The organism is Bradyrhizobium sp. CCBAU 51745, from assembly GCF_028128715.1.
In the GTDB taxonomy this organism is placed as follows: domain Bacteria; phylum Pseudomonadota; class Alphaproteobacteria; order Rhizobiales; family Xanthobacteraceae; genus Bradyrhizobium; species Bradyrhizobium manausense.
On record NZ_LBJP01000086.1, the window covers coordinates 126,331 to 141,789 of the forward strand.

A 15,459-nucleotide genomic window follows, 5' to 3' on the forward strand; every position below is an offset into this window, starting at 1 on the left:
CCCTCAGTCGATCTGTCCGGTTTCACGTCCGGCCGGCAGCATCGCCGGCCGCTCGACGCGGTTTTCGATCTTGACGCGCCGCCCCTCGTCCGCCGAGGTCTGGAACGCCTCCATCACTTCCAGCACATGGAAGGCGAGCGCGCCGCTGGCGCGGTGCGGCCGGTTGTTCAGGATCGCGGAGGCCATGTCGGCGACGCCGATCGAGCGGAATTCGCCTTCGACATGACCATGCGTCAACGGCATCGTCTCAAATTCGCCGCCGGTCTTGGCGACCTGCACTTCGCCGCCGAAGCGGTTCGGGTCCGGCACCAGCATGCTGCCCTTGTCGCCATAGATCTCGATCGGCGCGTGGCGGTGCTTCGGCACATCGAAGCTCATCGTGATCGAGACGACGGCCCCGCTTTCGAATTCGAGTGTGCCCGCGACGTGGGTCGCCACCTCGACCGGGATGAAGCTGCCGTTCATCGGCTGACTGGTGACCAGACGCTCGGATCTCGGGCGCGCGGTCGAGCCCATCACACTGGCAACGGGCCCCAGCAGTTGCACAAGATCGGTGATGTAATACGGGCCCATGTCCAACATCGGCCCGCCGCCCCGCAAATAATAAAAGCCCGGCGCCGGATGCCAGCGCTCATGGCCGGGGCAGCCGAAGAAGGCGCTGCCCGCCACGGGCGTGCCGATCGCGCCGTCATCGATCAGCTTGCGCGCGGTCTGGTGCCCGCCGCCGAGGAACGTGTCGGGTGCGCAGCCGACACGAAGGTTCTTCTGCGCGGCGAGATCCATCACCTTGCGGGCTTCCGCAACGTTGATGCCGAGCGGCTTCTCGGAATGGACGTGCTTGCCCGCGTTCAGCACCGCGAGGCTGACATCGGTGTGGGCGAGCGGGACGGTGAGATTGACGACGATCTCGACGTCATCGCGCTTGAGCAGCTGGTCGACCCGCATCGCCGGCAAGTTGAAGGCGGCGCCCTGGCGCTCGGCGACATCGCTGCGCATGTCGGCGAGTGCCCTCACCTCCATGACTGGAAAGCGCTGCGCTGCCTTGAGGTAAGCAGTGCTGATGACACCGCAGCCGATGATTCCGACGCCGACTTTTCTCATTGTTGTCTCCGTGAAGTCTTGCTTATCCCTTGACCGCGCCCGCCGTGAGGCCGGCAACGATGTGCTTTTGCGCCAGCAGGAACAGAATGATCGTCGGCAGGATGGTGAGCGTGATGAAGGCGAGGATCAGGTGCCACTCGGACGAATATTCGCCCTGGTAAACCATGATGCCGAGCGGCCAGGGATAGAGCGCATCGGTGTTAAGCATCACCAGCGGCAGCAGATAGGCGTTCCAGCTGTTGACGAAGGTGATGGTGCCGACGGTGGCCAGGATCGGCCGCGACAACGGCAGCGTCACATAACGAAAGAACTTGACGTAGCTGCAGCCGTCGACCAGCGCGGCCTCCAGCAGCTCATAGGGAATGTCCTTGAAGAAGCGGCGCAGCAGCAGCACGCTCATGGCGAGGCTGAAGGCCACTTGCGGCAGCGCCACGCCGAAATAGGTATCGAGCAGGCCGAGGTCGCGCACCTTGATGAACAGCGGCAGCACGGCGGTCGCCGCCGGAAACAACAGGCCGAGCGTCAAATAGCTCAGCAGCATCGACGAGCCGAAGAACCTGACATGGGCGAAGGTGAACGCCGCCATCGAGGCGACGATCAGCGTCAATGTCACCGTGAGGGTCGAGATGATCAGCGAGTTGCGCAGGAGCTGCCAGTAGCGGGCAGAGAACAGGATGTCCGCATAGTTCTGCCACTCCCAATGTTGTGGCAGGCCGAATGGATTGACGCGCAATTCGCCGAGCGATTTGAAACCGCCGAGCAGAGTCGCAAGCAGCGGCACCAGCACGAAGATGGCAACGATGCCGAGAAATGCCGCCTTGAACAGCATTGCGGGGTCGAACGGCGCGCGGGCAGTCTCGGCACTATTCATCGCGCATGAACCATCGCTTGTAGGTGAAGGCAAAGGTCACGCAGATCGCGAACAGGATGACGCCGATGGCGCTGCCATAGCCGACCCGCATGCGCGAGATGCCGTTGTTGTAGAGGAAGCTGACCATGGTGTTGGAGGAATCCGCAGGTCCCCCGCGCGTCAGCGGCATGACGAGATCGAACAGCTGCAGCGAGCCGACGATGGCGAAGAACACCGACAGGCGGATGGTCGGGTAGAGCAAGGGGATCACGACATGGCGCAGCGCCTGCGAGCGCGTTGCGCCGTCGATCCGCGCCGCCTCGACCAGACTCTTGTCGAGGCTCTGCAGCGCCGCGATGAACAGCATCATATGGAAGCCGAAATACTTCCACACGATGACGATCAGCACCGCCAGCATCGCCGTATCGGTCGAGGCCAGGAGGTGCGGCGGCTCGGCGCCGAAGGTGCGCCAGATCGATGCGACGAGACCGTAGTCACCGTCATAGACGAAGCTGAAGATCAAGCCGGTCGCGATCTCCGCCAGGATATAGGGCATGAAGAACAGCATGCGCAGCGCCACCGCGCCGCGGAACTTCTCGGCCAGCATCAGGGCCAGTGTCAGCGCGAGCGGCAGCTGGATCGCGAGCGAGACCGCGATGATCAGTCCGTTGTTGCGCAGCGCGAGCCAGAACGCGCGGGTTTCGAGCACGAAGCGATAATTGTCGAAGCCGATCCAGTTGGTCGGCCTGCCGAAACCGTTCCAGTTGAAGCCCGAGTACCACGCCGCCTCGCCGATCGGCAGCACCACGAACAGCGTGAACAGCAGCAGCGCCGGCGGCAGAAACAGGATCAGGACGGTGAAGCGGCCGTCCCAGCCCGGGCCCCGCACCGCAACCTGAGGAGCCGCCTCACCGGCAACGCTGATCGGCGAGGTGATCGCGATCCGTCGCGCCACAGTCAGTTACCTTGCTTGTACGCCGCTTCGATTGCCTTCGCAGCGTCCTGCGGGCTCATGCTGCCACCAGCGATCTCCGCCGTGACGTCGTTGACCACGCGCCCGACCGACGGGCCGAGGCTCTGGTCATAGAAGTTCTGGTGGTACTGCGACCTCGCCAGATTGGCTGCGATCTGCTTCATGAAGGCGCTGTTGAGGCCGGCTTCGCCGCCCTTGACGACGGGAACAATGAAGTTGCCGGCGGCGAGCCGCGCCTGCACGTCCTTGGAGATAAAGAACTTGAGGAAGTCGGTGGCTTCCTTGGGCGCGCCCTTGGTGATCAGCCAGCCGGTGATGCCGCCGAGCGTGTCTGACGGCTCACCCTTGCCGCCGGGTACTACCGGAAAATCGAACCAGCCAAGCTTGTCGTCGCTGAGACCGACCTTGTCGGCGGCAAGCGCGCGCTGGGTGTGATAGAAGGAGGAGATGGCCAGGATCATCGCGGCCTTCCCGTCACCGAAATAGCCGACGGCCTGCGGGTTCTTGAAGCCGAGGAAGCCGTTCTGGAACGGCTGCAGATCGACCAGCTGCTTGAACAGCTCGCCGGATTTCTGGAAGGTCTCGCCGGCGAAGCCGCCATTCTCGCCCTTCAGCGCTGCATCGAAGGCCGGCTTGCCGCCGATGCGCACGGCGAGATGCGTCCAGTAGAAATGCAGCGGCCATTTGTCGGCACCGCCAACCACAATCGGCGTAACACCCGCGGCCTTCAGCGTTTTCACCGCGCCGAGCAGATCGTCCCATGTCTTGATCTTGCTTGGATCGACATTACCCTTGGCCATCAAATCCTTGTTGTAGAGGAAGCCGACCTGCGAGAGCGAAATCGGAAGTCCGAAGACGCGGCCGTTCTGCGTGAAGGCGGCGAGCGCCGCCGGTGCGATCGTGTCGCTGTAGCCGTCGCTCTTCACGGAATCGGTGATGTCTTCCAGCACGCCCGCATCGACCTGCGTCTTCAAGACGCCGCCGGCCCAGCTATAGATGATGTGCGGCCGGTCCTTAGATTGCAGGATGGTCGGCAGCTTGGCCTTGTAGGCCTCGTTCTCGAGGAACTGCATCTCGACCTTCACACCGGGGTGCGAGGCCTCATAGCTGCGTGCGACCTCCTCCCAGATCTTCACCTGGGCCGGATTGACCTCGATGTGGAGCCATTTCACGGTGGTGTCGGCTGCCGCGACATTTGCGCCAAGCAGGCATGCGGCAACGGCGAGTCCCAGCTTCCCGAGCAATCTCATCACAACCTCCCAACGGCTTTTATTCTTTGAACGCAATCCTGCCTTCAGTTTTTGAGGTACGCAACTAAAATTCTGACATATGGACCTCACAAGAGGAACGGCTAAGTTCCTGCGAAAGAATCAGGGTGGGCTTCGCCGCCCATAACAAGATGAAAGGTTCCCCATGGCTGCCATCTATTCCGACCTCGCCGGCAAGGTTGTGCTCATCACCGGAGGTGCAGCGGGAATTGGTGCTGCGATCGTGCGGCGCTTCGCGGAGCAGAAATCCAAGGTCGTGTTCTTCGACATCAAGGTCGACGAAGGCCAGCGCCTGGCGCGCGAGCTGTCGGATCAAGGGCTGGCCGCGCATTTCCAGCGCGTCGATCTGACCGACATCCCGGCCCTGCGCGCCGGCGTCGAAGAGGCCCGCAAGGCACACGGGCCGATCAACATCCTCATCAACAACGCCGCGCATGACGAGCGGCACAAGACCGAGGAGATGACGCCGGAATATTGGGATGACCGCATCGCGGTGAACCTGAAGCACCAGTTCTTTGCGTCACAGGCCGTGTTGCCGGACATGAAGGCGGCCAAGTCGGGCGCCATCATCAATTTCGGCTCGGTGTCGTGGATCGCCGGACAGGGCGGCATGGCCGCCTACACCGCCAGCAAATCAGGCGTGATCGGGCTCACGCGCTCGCTGGCGCGTGACTACGGTCCCTTCAACATCCGCGTCAACGCGATCGCACCGGGATGGATCATGACCGAACGACAGCTCGAGAAATGGATGACGCCCGCAGGCGAAGCCGAGCTGCAGCAGCGCCAGTGCCTGAAGCGCCGGCTCGTGCCTGATGAAGTCGCGAAATTCACCCTCTTCCTCGCCTCAGACGAAGCCTCTGCCTGCACCGCCCAGCACTACATCGTCGACGGCGGCTGGGTCTGAGGCGCTTCGCCCGGCTGGGCAGAACCACAATCAGGTAAGCCCAGCCGCCTTCAGGCTCTGCTTCAGATGGGCAACACCCTTCTTGGCATAGGTCAGCGGGTGTGCCTTCTGCGGGTCCTGCTCAGCCTCGACGACGATCCAGCCGGAATAGCCCGGCAGTTCGCGGAAGACGGCGGGGTAATCGACCATGCCGTCGCCGGGCACGGTGTAGACACCGAGCTCGCTGCCCTGCCCCAGCACCGCATCGAGGAAGCTCCAGTCCTCGCGGCGCGCCTGCTCCATCACCGCCCGGCGCACATCCTTGGCGTGGACGTGGCTGATGCGGGCGCGATATTTTCGCGCCAGCGCGGCCGGATCGACACCGCCCCAGCTGGCGTGGCCGGTGTCGAGCAGGAGATGCGCAGCCTCGCCGGTCGCCGCCATGAAGGCGTCGATGTCATCAGCGCTTTCGACGATGGTGCCGATGTGATGATGGTAGACCAGCCTGACGCCTTCGGCGAGCGTGCGCTCGGCGACTTCAGTGATGCGGCGGCCGAACTGCGCCCAGTCGCCTGCCTTCATAACCGGCCGCTGCGACAGCGGCTTGCTGCGATCGCCGTGGATCGCATTCGAGGTCTCGGCGAAAACGAGGACTGATGATCCCATCGCCTTGAGGAGATCGAGATGCGGGCGCAGATGCTGCATCTCCGCGTCGGCATTGCGCTTCAAGAGCTCCGCCGAATACCAGCCGGAGATGCAGGCCATGCCGAAAGGCGCGAGCGCGGCCTTCAGGGCCTGCGGCTCGCGCGGAAATTTGTGGCCAAGCTCCATGCCTTCGAAACCGGCCTCGCGCGCCTCGGCAAGGCAGGTCTCGAGCGGCGTGTCGCCGCCGATCTCCTGGAGATCGTCGTTCGACCAGCCGATGGGGTTGGCGCCGATACGGATAGGCATGTCGTCCTCACTCGATCAGATATTGCGACGCGCAAGCGCCTCGATATAGCCGCGCCTTGCGGCTTCGACCTCGGTGCGCTCGGAGACCTCCGGCACCGCCACCTCCCACCAATGGCCACCGGCGTCGGTCGAGCGCAGCGGATCGGTGTCGATCACGACGACACTGGTCCGGTCGTGACCTCGCGCCTCCTCGAACGCCGCTTCCAGCTCAGCGATACCGGCGACCTTGCGCGCGGTAGCTCCCATCGCGGCGGCGTGGGCCGCGAAGTCGATCTCGGGCAGCGTCTCGTGACGGGCGTCGCGCAAGAGGTTGTTGAAAGGGGCGCCACCGGTCGCGTTCTGGAGCCGGTTGATGCAGCCGAAGCCTCTGTTATCGAGCACGACGATGATGAGTTTTGCCCCTAACATTACCGACGTGGCGATCTCGGAATTCATCATCAGATAGGAGCCGTCGCCGACCATCACGATGACTTCGCGCGAGGGATCGGCGAGCTTGACGCCGAGCCCGCCGGCGATTTCGTAGCCCATGCAGGAATAGCCGTATTCCATGTGGTAGCCGCCGGGCGCGCCCGGCTGCCACAGCTTGTGCAGCTCGCCGGGCAAGCCGCCGGCCGCGCACAGCACGACATCGCTTGGCCGGCTGCGGCGCTGGACGGCGCCGATGACCTGGGCATCGCTCGGCAAGGTTTCGTTGCCTGACGCGGTGTAGCGCGCGGCCGTTTCCAGCCAGGCCGTGCGGCCACTCCTGGCCTGCCCGGTCCAGACGGCAGGTGCCGTCCAGCCCTGAAGGGCGGTGCCGAGCTCGGCCAGGCCGACCTTGGCATCGGCCACGAGCGGCTGCGCGCGATGCTTGCCGGCATCGAAGCTTTGCGTATTGAGGCCGATGATCCGGCAGGCGGGATCGGCGAACAGCGAGCGCGAGCCGGTGGTGAAATCCTGCAAGCGGGTGCCGATCGCCAGCACGAGATCGGCCTGCCGCGCCGCATCATTGGCGGCGCCGGTGCCGGTGACGCCGATCGCGCCGAGATTAAGAGGATGGTCGTGCGGCAGCGCGCTCTTGCCGGCCTGCGTTTCTGCCGCCGGAATGCCGTGCGCGGTGCAGAAGGCCGCAAGATCGGCTTCCGCCTCGCTGTAGAGAACGCCGCCGCCAGCGACGACGAGCGGGCGCTTGGCGGCCTTGAGCAGCGCTGCGGCCTGCGCCATCTGCGTCGCGTCGGCGCGCGGACGGCGCGGCTGCCAGACGCGCTCGGCGAAGAACCAGTCGGGATAGTCGAAGGCTTCCGTTTGCACGTCCTGGCAGAGCGCAAGCGTCACGGGTCCACATTCGGCCGCGTCGGTCAGAACCTGCATCGCCCGCTCGAAAGCGGGCATGATCTGCTCGGGCCTGGTGATGCGATCGAAATAGCGCGAGACGGGCCTGAAGCAATCATTGGCGGAGACAGTGCCGTCGCCGAAATCCTCGATCTGCTGCAGCACGGGATCGGGACGGCGGCCGGCGAAGACATCGCCCGGCAGCAGCAACACCGGCAGGCGATTGACGTGAGCGACGGCTGCCGCCGTCACCATATTGGTCGCGCCGGGGCCGATCGAGCTCGTCACCGCCATCGTGCGCCGGCGGCGCGAGGTTTTCGCGAAGGCAATCGCGGCATGCGCCATCGCCTGCTCATTATGCGCGCGCAATGTCGGCAGGCGGTCGCGCGCGGCATAAAGCGCCTCGCCGAGGCCTGCGACATTGCCATGCCCGAAGATCGCCCAGACGCCGGCGAACAGCGGCTGATCCTTCCCGTCGATGACAGTCCGTTGCGCGGCCATCGCGGCGACAAGCGCCTGGGCCATCGTGAGCCTGATCGTCGCCATCACTCGCTCCCACTCAACCCCGTCGCGCGGACCGGCCCGTCAAGAAATTCCGCCATCGCGCCGACCGAGCGCTTGTGCTCGCACAACTGTGTCGCGAATGTGTCGTCGCTCGATCCGATACGATGTTGCGTGGCGGTTGATGACATCGAGAAGTGCAAGCTCCGACCTTGACTGGGCGGCGCAGAGAATGGAATGCTTATTCGAATAGTCAAGCAGTGATGATGGCAATGCGGTTTGGACTTCTCGGCGCCGGCAGGATCGGGCGCATTCACGGTCTCAATGTAGCGGCGCGCAGCGATGCACGGCTCGTCGCGGTGGCCGACGCCTCGAACGAGGCTGCGTCCTCGCTGGCTCAGGCGACGGGCGCGAAAGTGGCCGATGCGGATGCGATCATCGGCGATTCAGCCATCGACGCCATCCTGATCTGCACGCCGACCGACACGCATGCCGACCTGATCGAAGCCGCCGTTTCGGCCGGCAAGGCGGTGTTCTGCGAGAAGCCGGTCGATCTCGATTCGGACCGCATTCGCCGCTGCCTCGCCACGGTGGAAAAATCCGGCAAGCCTCTCATGATCGGCTTCAACCGCCGCTTCGATCCGAACTTTGCGGCGCTGGAGAAGCGGCTGCGCAGCGGCGAGGCCGGCGAGATCGAGATCGTCAGCGTGATCTCGCGCGATCCCGGACCGCCGCCGGTCGACTATGTGAAACGCTCGGGCGGCCTGTTCCGCGACATGATGATCCACGATTTCGACATGGCGCGCTTCCTGCTGGCCGAGGAACCGGTCGTCATCTTCGCAGTCGGATCGGCGCTGGTGGACAAGGCGATCGGCGAAGCCGGCGACGTCGACACCGCCGCTGTGGTCATGAAGACGGCGAGCGGGCGCATCGCGCAGATCTCGAATTCGCGCCGTGCCACTTACGGCTACGACCAGCGCGTCGAAGTGCATGGCGCGAAGGGCATGCTGCGGGCCGGCAACGTCCACGAGACGACTCTGGAGATCGCGACCCGCCAGGGCTTCCGTGCCGATCCGGTGCAGAACTTCTTTCTCGAACGCTATGCCGCCGCCTATCGCGCCGAGCTTGCGGCCTTCATCGATGCCTGCAGCGGCAAGGCTGCGCCCTCTCCCACCGGTCTCGACGGGCTGCGCGCGCAGGTGCTCGCCGACGCGGCGACCGAGTCGGCCCGCACCGGCCGCCCTGTCGCGATCAAGGCTGCCTGAGCATGACGCCGGCCGACCTCATGCTGCGCCGTTACGCGGCCCAGGGCCTCGCCACTGAAGCGGGGCGCATCGCGCTCGGCTATTTCGGCCGGCAGGAAAGCCTCGGCGTCACGATGAAAGGCGCGCAGGATTGGCTCACCGTCGCCGACGGTGCCGTCGAAGACTTTTTGCGCGCACGGCTGACGGAGCTCTTCCCCGGCGACACTGTCATCGGCGAGGAAGGCGGCGGCGAGGCCAGCGATGCGGTCTGGATCCTCGATCCGATCGACGGCACTGCGAACTTCGCCCATGGCGATCGCAACTGGTGCATCTCCATCGGCTTTTTGTTCAACCGCGAGCCGACGATCGGTATCGTCGCCGCGCCCGCACTGGACGAGCTCTATGTCGGCCAGCGTGGCCAGGGCGCGACCCTGAATGGGCGGAAGATTGCCGTCTCAGGTATCGATGACCTCAGGCAGGCCTCCATCGAACTGGGCTGGTCGTCCCGTATTCCGCCGCAGCGCTATGTCGACATGATCGGCCGCGGTTATGATGCCGGCTGCTCGGTCAGGCGCGTGGGCTCGGGCACTTTGGGCCTCTGCAATGTCGCAACCGGGCGCACCGAGGGCTACGCCGAGCTGCACATCAACGCCTGGGACGTTGCCGCAGGCATCGTGATCGTCGGCGAGGCCGGCGGCTGGGTCAGCGACTTCTTCGCCGGTGACGGCATCAGCAAGGGCAACCCGATCCTGTGCTGCACGCCGGCGCTGGCATCGCAGCTCAGCGAAATCACCGGGATTTCCTAGTCGACTTAATAGTTATTGCTTTGGACCTGAAGAGACGCCACCGTCCCAGCCAATGACAGAGAATATCAAGTTCTCGTTCTGGGGAGGTGGACCATGGTTTGGAAATCCCTGATTGCCAGGGCGCTGTTCAGCGCCGGTATCCTGGTCGCGGGCGCAGCCTCGGCGTCGGCCGAGGGGTCGCTCGTCATGTATTGCGGCGTGCAGGAGGAATGGTGCCGCGCGATGTCCACCACCTTCGAGAAGGAGACCGGCATCAAGGTTTCGATGACGCGGAAATCCGCCGGCGAAACCTATGCGCAGCTCAGGGCCGAGGCCTCGAACCCCCGCGCCGACATCTGGTGGGGCGGCACCGGCGACCCGCATCTTCAGGCCGCCGATGAGGGACTGACGCTCGAATACGAATCCCCCGCCAACCGGGATCTGCACGACTGGGCGCTGAACCAGTGGAAAGCGGCGAAGCAGCGCGCGATCGGCATCTACGCCGGCGCGCTCGGCTTCGGCTACAACACCGAGCAGATCAAGGCCAAGGGCATCCCGGAGCCGAAATGCTGGGCCGACCTGCTCAACCCCAAGCTCAGGGATGACGTGCAGGTGGCGGACCCGAACTCGTCCGGCACCGCCTATACCCTGCTTGCCACGGTCGTGCAGCTGATGGGCGAGGACAAGGGCTTCGATTATCTCAAGGCCCTGCACAAGAATGTCAGCCAGTACACCAAATCAGGCGCCGCGCCGGCCAAGGCTGCGAGCCTCGGCGAGACCGCCGTCGGCATCGTCTTCATCCATGATGCCCTCACCTATGCGGTCCAGGGCGACCCGATCAAGGCGGTCGCCCCGTGCGAAGGCACCGGCTACGAGATCGGCTCGATGTCGATCGTCAAGGGCGCACGCAATCTGGAGAACGCCAAGAAGTTCTACGATTGGGCGCTGAGCCCCGCCGCACAGGCCCTCGCGGCCCCCGCGAAGTCGTATCAGGTGCCGTCCAACAAGAACGCTCCGGTGCCGCCGCAAGCGCCGAAGATGAGCGAGATGAAGCTGATCAACTACGACTTCGTCAAATACGGCTCGTCCGCGGAGCGCTCGCGGCTGCTGACGAAGTGGGACAAGGAGGTCAAGGCGCTGCCGAAATAGCCGTCGGCTGCGGAGATCTCGGATGCGCCCTTCGACACGGCTTGCTCTTCTGCTCGGCTGGTTGGGCTATATGCTCGTGCCATGGTACCTGCCGGAAGGTTGGGACCTTGCAGGCTATCCGTTCGGGCGGGCCGGCACCGCGCTGGTGCTTGCGACATCAGGCGCAGCCCCATGGCTGTGGCCGATCGGCATCGCGCTGCTTGCGGCGACGCTCCTCGCCGTCCGTGCCGAGACCACCCTTAGTGGGACCGCGTTGATCGTCGCCGGGCTGCTCGGCCTGGGAGCGTTCTTCGCACAAGGCTTTGCGGTGACGCTGCCCGGGCAAGGCATTCCCTGGCTCGCCGCGCTGCTGGGCGGCGCAGGCGCCGCGCAGCCGGGCATGGGTTTCGGCGCGCTGCTGACGCTGTTCTCGCTCCTCTTGCTGCTCTGCCACGGCCTCGCCTATCGCGGGTTCTGTCGGGGCGATCTCTTCACCACGTCCTCCATCGGTGTCGTGGTGCTGCTGATCGGCCTCTTCATCTTCCTGCCGGTGGCGACGATCCTGCGCAGTGCGCTGGTCGACGCCAACGGCAGCTGGGCGCTGGGCGAATTCGCAGGCCGCCTCTTCTCCTCGACGATCTGGGGCCTCGGCTGCGTCGGCGGCGGCATCGCCTGCGGCGTCGCCTGGAACACATTGATCCTCGGCGTGCTGACCGGCCTCATCACCACGCTGCTGGGCCTCGCCTGCGCGCTGCTGGTGTTGCGCACGGCGATGCCCGGCAAGCGGCTGATGCGCGCGATGACGGTGCTGCCGATCATCACACCGCCCTTCGTCATCGGTCTGGCGCTCATCCTGTTGTTCGGCCGTTCCGGCGTCGTCACCGGCCTGATGTCCGAATGGTTCGGCATCCCGCGCTCGCGCTGGATCTACGGCCTGCCGGGCGTGCTGCTGGCGCAGGTGCTGGCCTTCGCGCCGATCGCCTTTCTCGTGCTGATGGGCGTGGTTCAGGGCATCGCTCCCAGCCTCGAAGAGGCGTCCCAGACGCTGGGCGCCAGGCATTGGCAGACGTTCCGCTCCGTGACCTGGCCGCTGCTGCGACCGGGGCTCGCCAACGCCTTTCTGCTCGGCTTCGTCGAGAGCCTGGCCGATTTCGGCAACCCGCTCGTGCTCGGCGGCAATTTCGAGGTGCTTTCGACCAAGATCTTCTTTGCCGTGGTCGGCGCCGCACACAACCAGGGTCTGGCGGCCGTGCTCGCGATCGTGCTGCTCGTCTTCACGCTCGGTGCATTCTGGCTGCAGCAGAGCTGGCTCGGCGGCAAGAGCTACACCACCGTCTCCGGCAAAGGCGATGCCGGCATTCCGGCGAAGCTTCCGACCTCCGTCACCGTGCTCTCCGCCGCGGTGATCGTACCCTGGGTCGTGCTGACAGCGGTGATCTACGCGGTCATCCTGATCGGCGGCTTCGTCAAGACGATGGGCCGAGATCATACGCCGACGCTGGAGCATTACCGCACCGGCTTCGCCGTCGATTTCAGCCACGGCCTGTTCTTCGAGGGCGCAGCCTGGCCCTCTTTGTTCACGACGTTGAAAGTGGCTGCGATCTCGGCACCACTGACGGCGCTGATCGGCCTGCTCACCGCCTATCTGCTCACGCGGCAACGCTTCGTCGGCCGGCAGCTGCTCGAATTCACGACCATGCTGAGCTTCGCCATTCCCGGCACCGTGCTCGGGGTCGCCTATATCCTCGCCTTCAACGTGCCTCCGATCGAGATCACCGGGACCGGCCTCATTCTCGTGCTCGCCTTCGTGTTCCGCAACATGCCCGTCGGCATACGCTCGGGCATTGCGGGACTGGCCCAGATCGACAAGAGCCTCGACGAGGCCTCGACCACCTTGCGGGCGCGCAGCTTCACGACATTGCGCCGTGTGGTGCTGCCGTTGCTCAAGCCCGCGCTCGTCGCGGCGCTGATCTACAGCTTCGTGCGCAGCATCACCTCGGTCAGCGCCGTGATCTTTCTGGTGTCGGCCGAATACAATCTCGCCACAGCCTACATTGTCGGGCGAGTCGAGGCCGGCGAGTTCGGCCTCGCCATCGCCTACTCCTCGGTGCTGATCGTCGTCATGGCGGCGGGCATCGCGCTCATCCAGTTCGGCGTCGGCGAGCGCAAGCTTGGCCGCAGGCCCGTTACGCTCGCGACCTCGGCCGCCGAGCCGGCCAGATAGGACTTGCAGATAGGACTTGCCATGCCCAAATCAGGCCCCGCCTCCGTCGAGTTCAGACATGTCAGCATGCGCTACGGCAATGTGACGGCCGTGGACGATGTCAGCTTCAGGATCCACGCGGGCGAGCTCGTGACGCTGCTCGGCCCCTCCGGCTGCGGCAAGACCACGACCTTGCGCATGATCGCCGGCCTCGAAATCGCGAGCGACGGGCAGATCCTGATTGGCGGCAAGGATGTGACACGGCTCTCGGCCGCGGACCGCGACGTCAGCATGGTGTTCCAGTCCTACGCGCTGTTTCCGCATATGAACGTGCTGGAGAACGCGGCGTATGGACCGACGGTGAAGGGGCTGGGAAAGGCGCGGGCCGAGGCGATGGCGCTGGAGAAGCTCGCTTTGGTCGGGCTCAAGGGCTTCGAGAAGCGCTATCCGGCCGAGCTGTCCGGCGGTCAGCAGCAGCGCGTCGCCGTGGCGCGCGCCCTCGTGCTGGAGCCGCAGGTGCTGCTGTTCGACGAGCCGCTCTCCAACCTCGATGCCAAGCTCAGGCGCCGGGTGCGGCAGGAGATCCGCGAGCTCCAGCAGTCGCTCAAGCTCACCGTCGCCTATGTCACGCATGACCAGGAGGAGGCGCTCGCCGTCTCCGACCGCATCATCGTGATGTCGAATGCGAAGATCGCGCAGCAGGGCTCGCCGCGCGAGCTTTATGAAGCCCCGGCGAACAGCTTCGTCGCCGATTTCATCGGCGATGCCAATCTCGTGGAGGTGTCGATCGAAGCCGTGCATGACGGGCAAGCGCAGGTCATGCTGGGACCTCTCCGCCTGACGCTTGCCGCGCGCGGCCTCACGCCCGGGCCGGCCAAAGCGGCCATCCGGCCCCACGGCATCATGCTCGGCGATGGCCTTGCAGGAACCGTCAGGAAATCCTCTTACCTCGGCGATCACGTCGAGATGATCGTCTCGACGCCGATCGGCGAGCTTTTCGTCGTGAGCCGCCAAACCGATGAGATCCCGGCTGAAGGCGCGGCGATCAAGCTGTCATTCGTCCAGCAAAATATCGCTCTCGTGCGGTGACGGGCTCGAATCCGCATACTCGCTCGCGATTCCCGCGGCCCGATTGTATCATCCCGGCATGAGCTATTCCGACGCCGCGGACGACGACCCGACACGCGTTCGCAAGATCATCCATATCGACATGGATGCCTTCTACGCATCCGTGGAACAGCGCGACAATCCCGAGCTGCGCGGCAAGCCCGTCGCGGTCGGTGGTTCGGCCGAGCGCGGCGTGGTCGCTGCCGCGAGCTATGAAGCGCGCAAATTCGGCGTTCGTTCCGCGATGCCGTCGGTCACCGCGAAGCGGCAATGTCCCGACCTGATTTTCGTAAAGCCCCGCTTTGAGGTCTACAAGGCGATCAGCCGGCAGATCCGCGAGATCTTTGCCGAGCACACCGACATCATCGAGCCGCTGTCGCTCGACGAGGCCTATCTCGACGTGACGGAAAACCTGCAAGGCATCCCGCTTGCCCGTGACGTGGCGCTGCGGATCCGCGAGAGGATCAAGGCCGAGACCGGCCTCAACGCCTCGGCGGGCATCTCCTACAACAAGTTCCTGGCAAAGCTCGCCTCCGACCATCGCAAGCCCAATGGGCAGTTCGTGATCTCGCCCGAAATGGGGCCCGCTTTCGTGGAGACGCTGCCGGTCGGCAAGTTCCACGGGATCGGACCGGCAACGAGCGCAAAGATGAACGCGCTCGGCCTGTTCACCGGCCTCGACATCCGCAACCAGACGCTTGAATTCATGAATGCGAATTTCGGCAAGTCAGGCGCCTATTATTACTGGATCTCGCGCGGCGTCGACGAACGGCCGGTGCGGGCCAACCGGATCCGCAAGTCGATCGGCGCGGAGACCACGTTCTCGACCGACCTCGCCGAATTCGACGCACTCGTCGTCGAGCTGCGCCCGCTCGTCGACAAGGTCTGGCGCCATTGCGAGGCATCAGGCAGCCGGGGCCGGACCGTGACCTTGAAGATCAAGTTCGCCGACTTCGAGATCATCACGCGCAGCAGGTCCGTGGCTGCGCCGGTCGCAGGCCGGGACGAGCTGGAGCGCCTCGCCTGCGGCCTGCTCGAGGCGGAGATGCCCCTGCCCAAGCGCGTCAGGCTCCTGGGAGTCTCGCTGTCATCGCTCCAGGTCGGCGACGATGCGGCCCCGCAACTGACGTTCGAAATTTGATCCGGACGCCGGG

Annotated in this window: 13 protein-coding genes; 7 read left to right on the top strand and 6 right to left on the bottom strand. The window is 64.9% G+C overall.

Translation table 11 applies throughout. The features are described 5' to 3' along the window. Positions 1 to 3: 3 nt before the first annotated feature. From XH98_RS27305 to XH98_RS27320, 4 genes are read right to left on the bottom strand one after another with little or no spacing between them, the layout of a single operon-like run. Entirely contained in the window at positions 4 to 1,101 is a 1,098-nt protein-coding gene (locus XH98_RS27305; RefSeq protein WP_271602065.1) for a Gfo/Idh/MocA family protein, read from the bottom strand. Positions 1,102 to 1,123: 22 nt separating this feature from the next. Beyond that, positions 1,124 to 1,972, bottom strand: a complete 849-nt coding sequence (locus XH98_RS27310) for a carbohydrate ABC transporter permease (RefSeq protein ID WP_271620468.1) — start codon at positions 1,970 to 1,972, stop codon at positions 1,124 to 1,126. Further along, positions 1,965 to 2,906 (bottom strand): carbohydrate ABC transporter permease, encoded by a 942-nt coding sequence (locus XH98_RS27315; RefSeq protein WP_271602067.1) that lies wholly within the window; start codon positions 2,904 to 2,906, stop codon positions 1,965 to 1,967. Before XH98_RS27315 ends, XH98_RS27310 begins: the two co-directional genes overlap by 8 nt. Positions 2,907 to 2,908: 2 nt before the next feature. Next, entirely contained in the window at positions 2,909 to 4,174 is a 1,266-nt protein-coding gene (locus tag XH98_RS27320; protein ID WP_271620469.1) for an extracellular solute-binding protein, read from the bottom strand. Between the two features lie 163 nt (positions 4,175 to 4,337). Here XH98_RS27320 and XH98_RS27325 point away from each other — a divergent pair, with 163 nt between their 5' ends. Then, positions 4,338 to 5,096, top strand: coding sequence for an SDR family NAD(P)-dependent oxidoreductase (locus XH98_RS27325; RefSeq protein ID WP_271602069.1), 759 nt, complete (start codon positions 4,338 to 4,340; stop codon positions 5,094 to 5,096). A gap of 30 nt (positions 5,097 to 5,126) precedes the next feature. Here the strand turns inward: XH98_RS27325 and iolE are convergent, their stop codons facing one another. Together iolE and iolD are read right to left on the bottom strand one after the other, a co-directional pair. Continuing rightward, the gene (gene iolE, locus XH98_RS27330; protein WP_271620470.1) at positions 5,127 to 6,026 is read right to left on the bottom strand and encodes a myo-inosose-2 dehydratase; all 900 of its coding nucleotides are present in this window, start codon (positions 6,024 to 6,026) and stop codon (positions 5,127 to 5,129) included. A 15-nt stretch (positions 6,027 to 6,041) separates the two neighbouring features. Next, positions 6,042 to 7,883, bottom strand: coding sequence for a 3D-(3,5/4)-trihydroxycyclohexane-1,2-dione acylhydrolase (decyclizing) (gene iolD / locus XH98_RS27335; RefSeq protein WP_271620471.1), 1,842 nt, complete (start codon positions 7,881 to 7,883; stop codon positions 6,042 to 6,044). A 227-nt stretch (positions 7,884 to 8,110) separates the two neighbouring features. Between iolD and iolG the strand changes: the two genes are divergently transcribed. The 6 genes from iolG (at position 8,111) to dinB (ending at position 15,446) form a co-directional block, all read left to right on the top strand. Continuing rightward, positions 8,111 to 9,103, top strand: coding sequence for an inositol 2-dehydrogenase (iolG, locus tag XH98_RS27340; protein ID WP_271602072.1), 993 nt, complete (start codon positions 8,111 to 8,113; stop codon positions 9,101 to 9,103). A gap of 2 nt (positions 9,104 to 9,105) precedes the next feature. Further along, on the top strand, positions 9,106 to 9,888 hold the full coding sequence (locus XH98_RS27345; RefSeq protein ID WP_271620472.1) for an inositol monophosphatase family protein: 783 nt from the start codon (positions 9,106 to 9,108) through the stop codon (positions 9,886 to 9,888). A 93-nt stretch (positions 9,889 to 9,981) separates the two neighbouring features. After that, the gene (locus XH98_RS27350) at positions 9,982 to 11,016 is read left to right on the top strand and encodes an ABC transporter substrate-binding protein (protein ID WP_271602074.1); all 1,035 of its coding nucleotides are present in this window, start codon (positions 9,982 to 9,984) and stop codon (positions 11,014 to 11,016) included. Between the two features lie 22 nt (positions 11,017 to 11,038). Then, on the top strand, positions 11,039 to 13,219 hold the full coding sequence (locus XH98_RS27355; protein ID WP_271620473.1) for an ABC transporter permease: 2,181 nt from the start codon (positions 11,039 to 11,041) through the stop codon (positions 13,217 to 13,219). A gap of 21 nt (positions 13,220 to 13,240) precedes the next feature. Then, the gene (locus XH98_RS27360) at positions 13,241 to 14,287 is read left to right on the top strand and encodes an ABC transporter ATP-binding protein (protein WP_271602076.1); all 1,047 of its coding nucleotides are present in this window, start codon (positions 13,241 to 13,243) and stop codon (positions 14,285 to 14,287) included. Positions 14,288 to 14,345: 58 nt separating this feature from the next. Further along, positions 14,346 to 15,446 (top strand): DNA polymerase IV, encoded by a 1,101-nt coding sequence (dinB, locus tag XH98_RS27365; protein WP_271620474.1) that lies wholly within the window; start codon positions 14,346 to 14,348, stop codon positions 15,444 to 15,446. Positions 15,447 to 15,459 lie beyond the last annotated feature (13 nt).

Excerpts from the sequence above, each read along its gene's own strand:
- iolE (WP_271620470.1), bottom strand. The coding sequence starts at position 6,026 with ATGCCTATCCGTATCGGCGCCAACCCCATCGGCTGGTCGAACGACGAT.
- XH98_RS27325 (WP_271602069.1), top strand. The coding sequence starts at position 4,338 with ATGGCTGCCATCTATTCCGACCTCGCCGGCAAGGTTGTGCTCATCACC.
- iolD (WP_271620471.1), bottom strand. The coding sequence starts at position 7,883 with ATGGCGACGATCAGGCTCACGATGGCCCAGGCGCTTGTCGCCGCGATG.
- XH98_RS27360 (WP_271602076.1), top strand. The coding sequence starts at position 13,241 with ATGCCCAAATCAGGCCCCGCCTCCGTCGAGTTCAGACATGTCAGCATG.
- XH98_RS27350 (WP_271602074.1), top strand. The coding sequence starts at position 9,982 with ATGGTTTGGAAATCCCTGATTGCCAGGGCGCTGTTCAGCGCCGGTATC.
- XH98_RS27355 (WP_271620473.1), top strand. The coding sequence starts at position 11,039 with ATGCGCCCTTCGACACGGCTTGCTCTTCTGCTCGGCTGGTTGGGCTAT.
- XH98_RS27305 (WP_271602065.1), bottom strand. The coding sequence starts at position 1,101 with ATGAGAAAAGTCGGCGTCGGAATCATCGGCTGCGGTGTCATCAGCACT.
- XH98_RS27345 (WP_271620472.1), top strand. The coding sequence starts at position 9,106 with ATGACGCCGGCCGACCTCATGCTGCGCCGTTACGCGGCCCAGGGCCTC.
- dinB (WP_271620474.1), top strand. The coding sequence starts at position 14,346 with ATGAGCTATTCCGACGCCGCGGACGACGACCCGACACGCGTTCGCAAG.
- XH98_RS27310 (WP_271620468.1), bottom strand. The coding sequence starts at position 1,972 with ATGAATAGTGCCGAGACTGCCCGCGCGCCGTTCGACCCCGCAATGCTG.
- iolG (WP_271602072.1), top strand. The coding sequence starts at position 8,111 with ATGCGGTTTGGACTTCTCGGCGCCGGCAGGATCGGGCGCATTCACGGT.
- XH98_RS27320 (WP_271620469.1), bottom strand. The coding sequence starts at position 4,174 with ATGAGATTGCTCGGGAAGCTGGGACTCGCCGTTGCCGCATGCCTGCTT.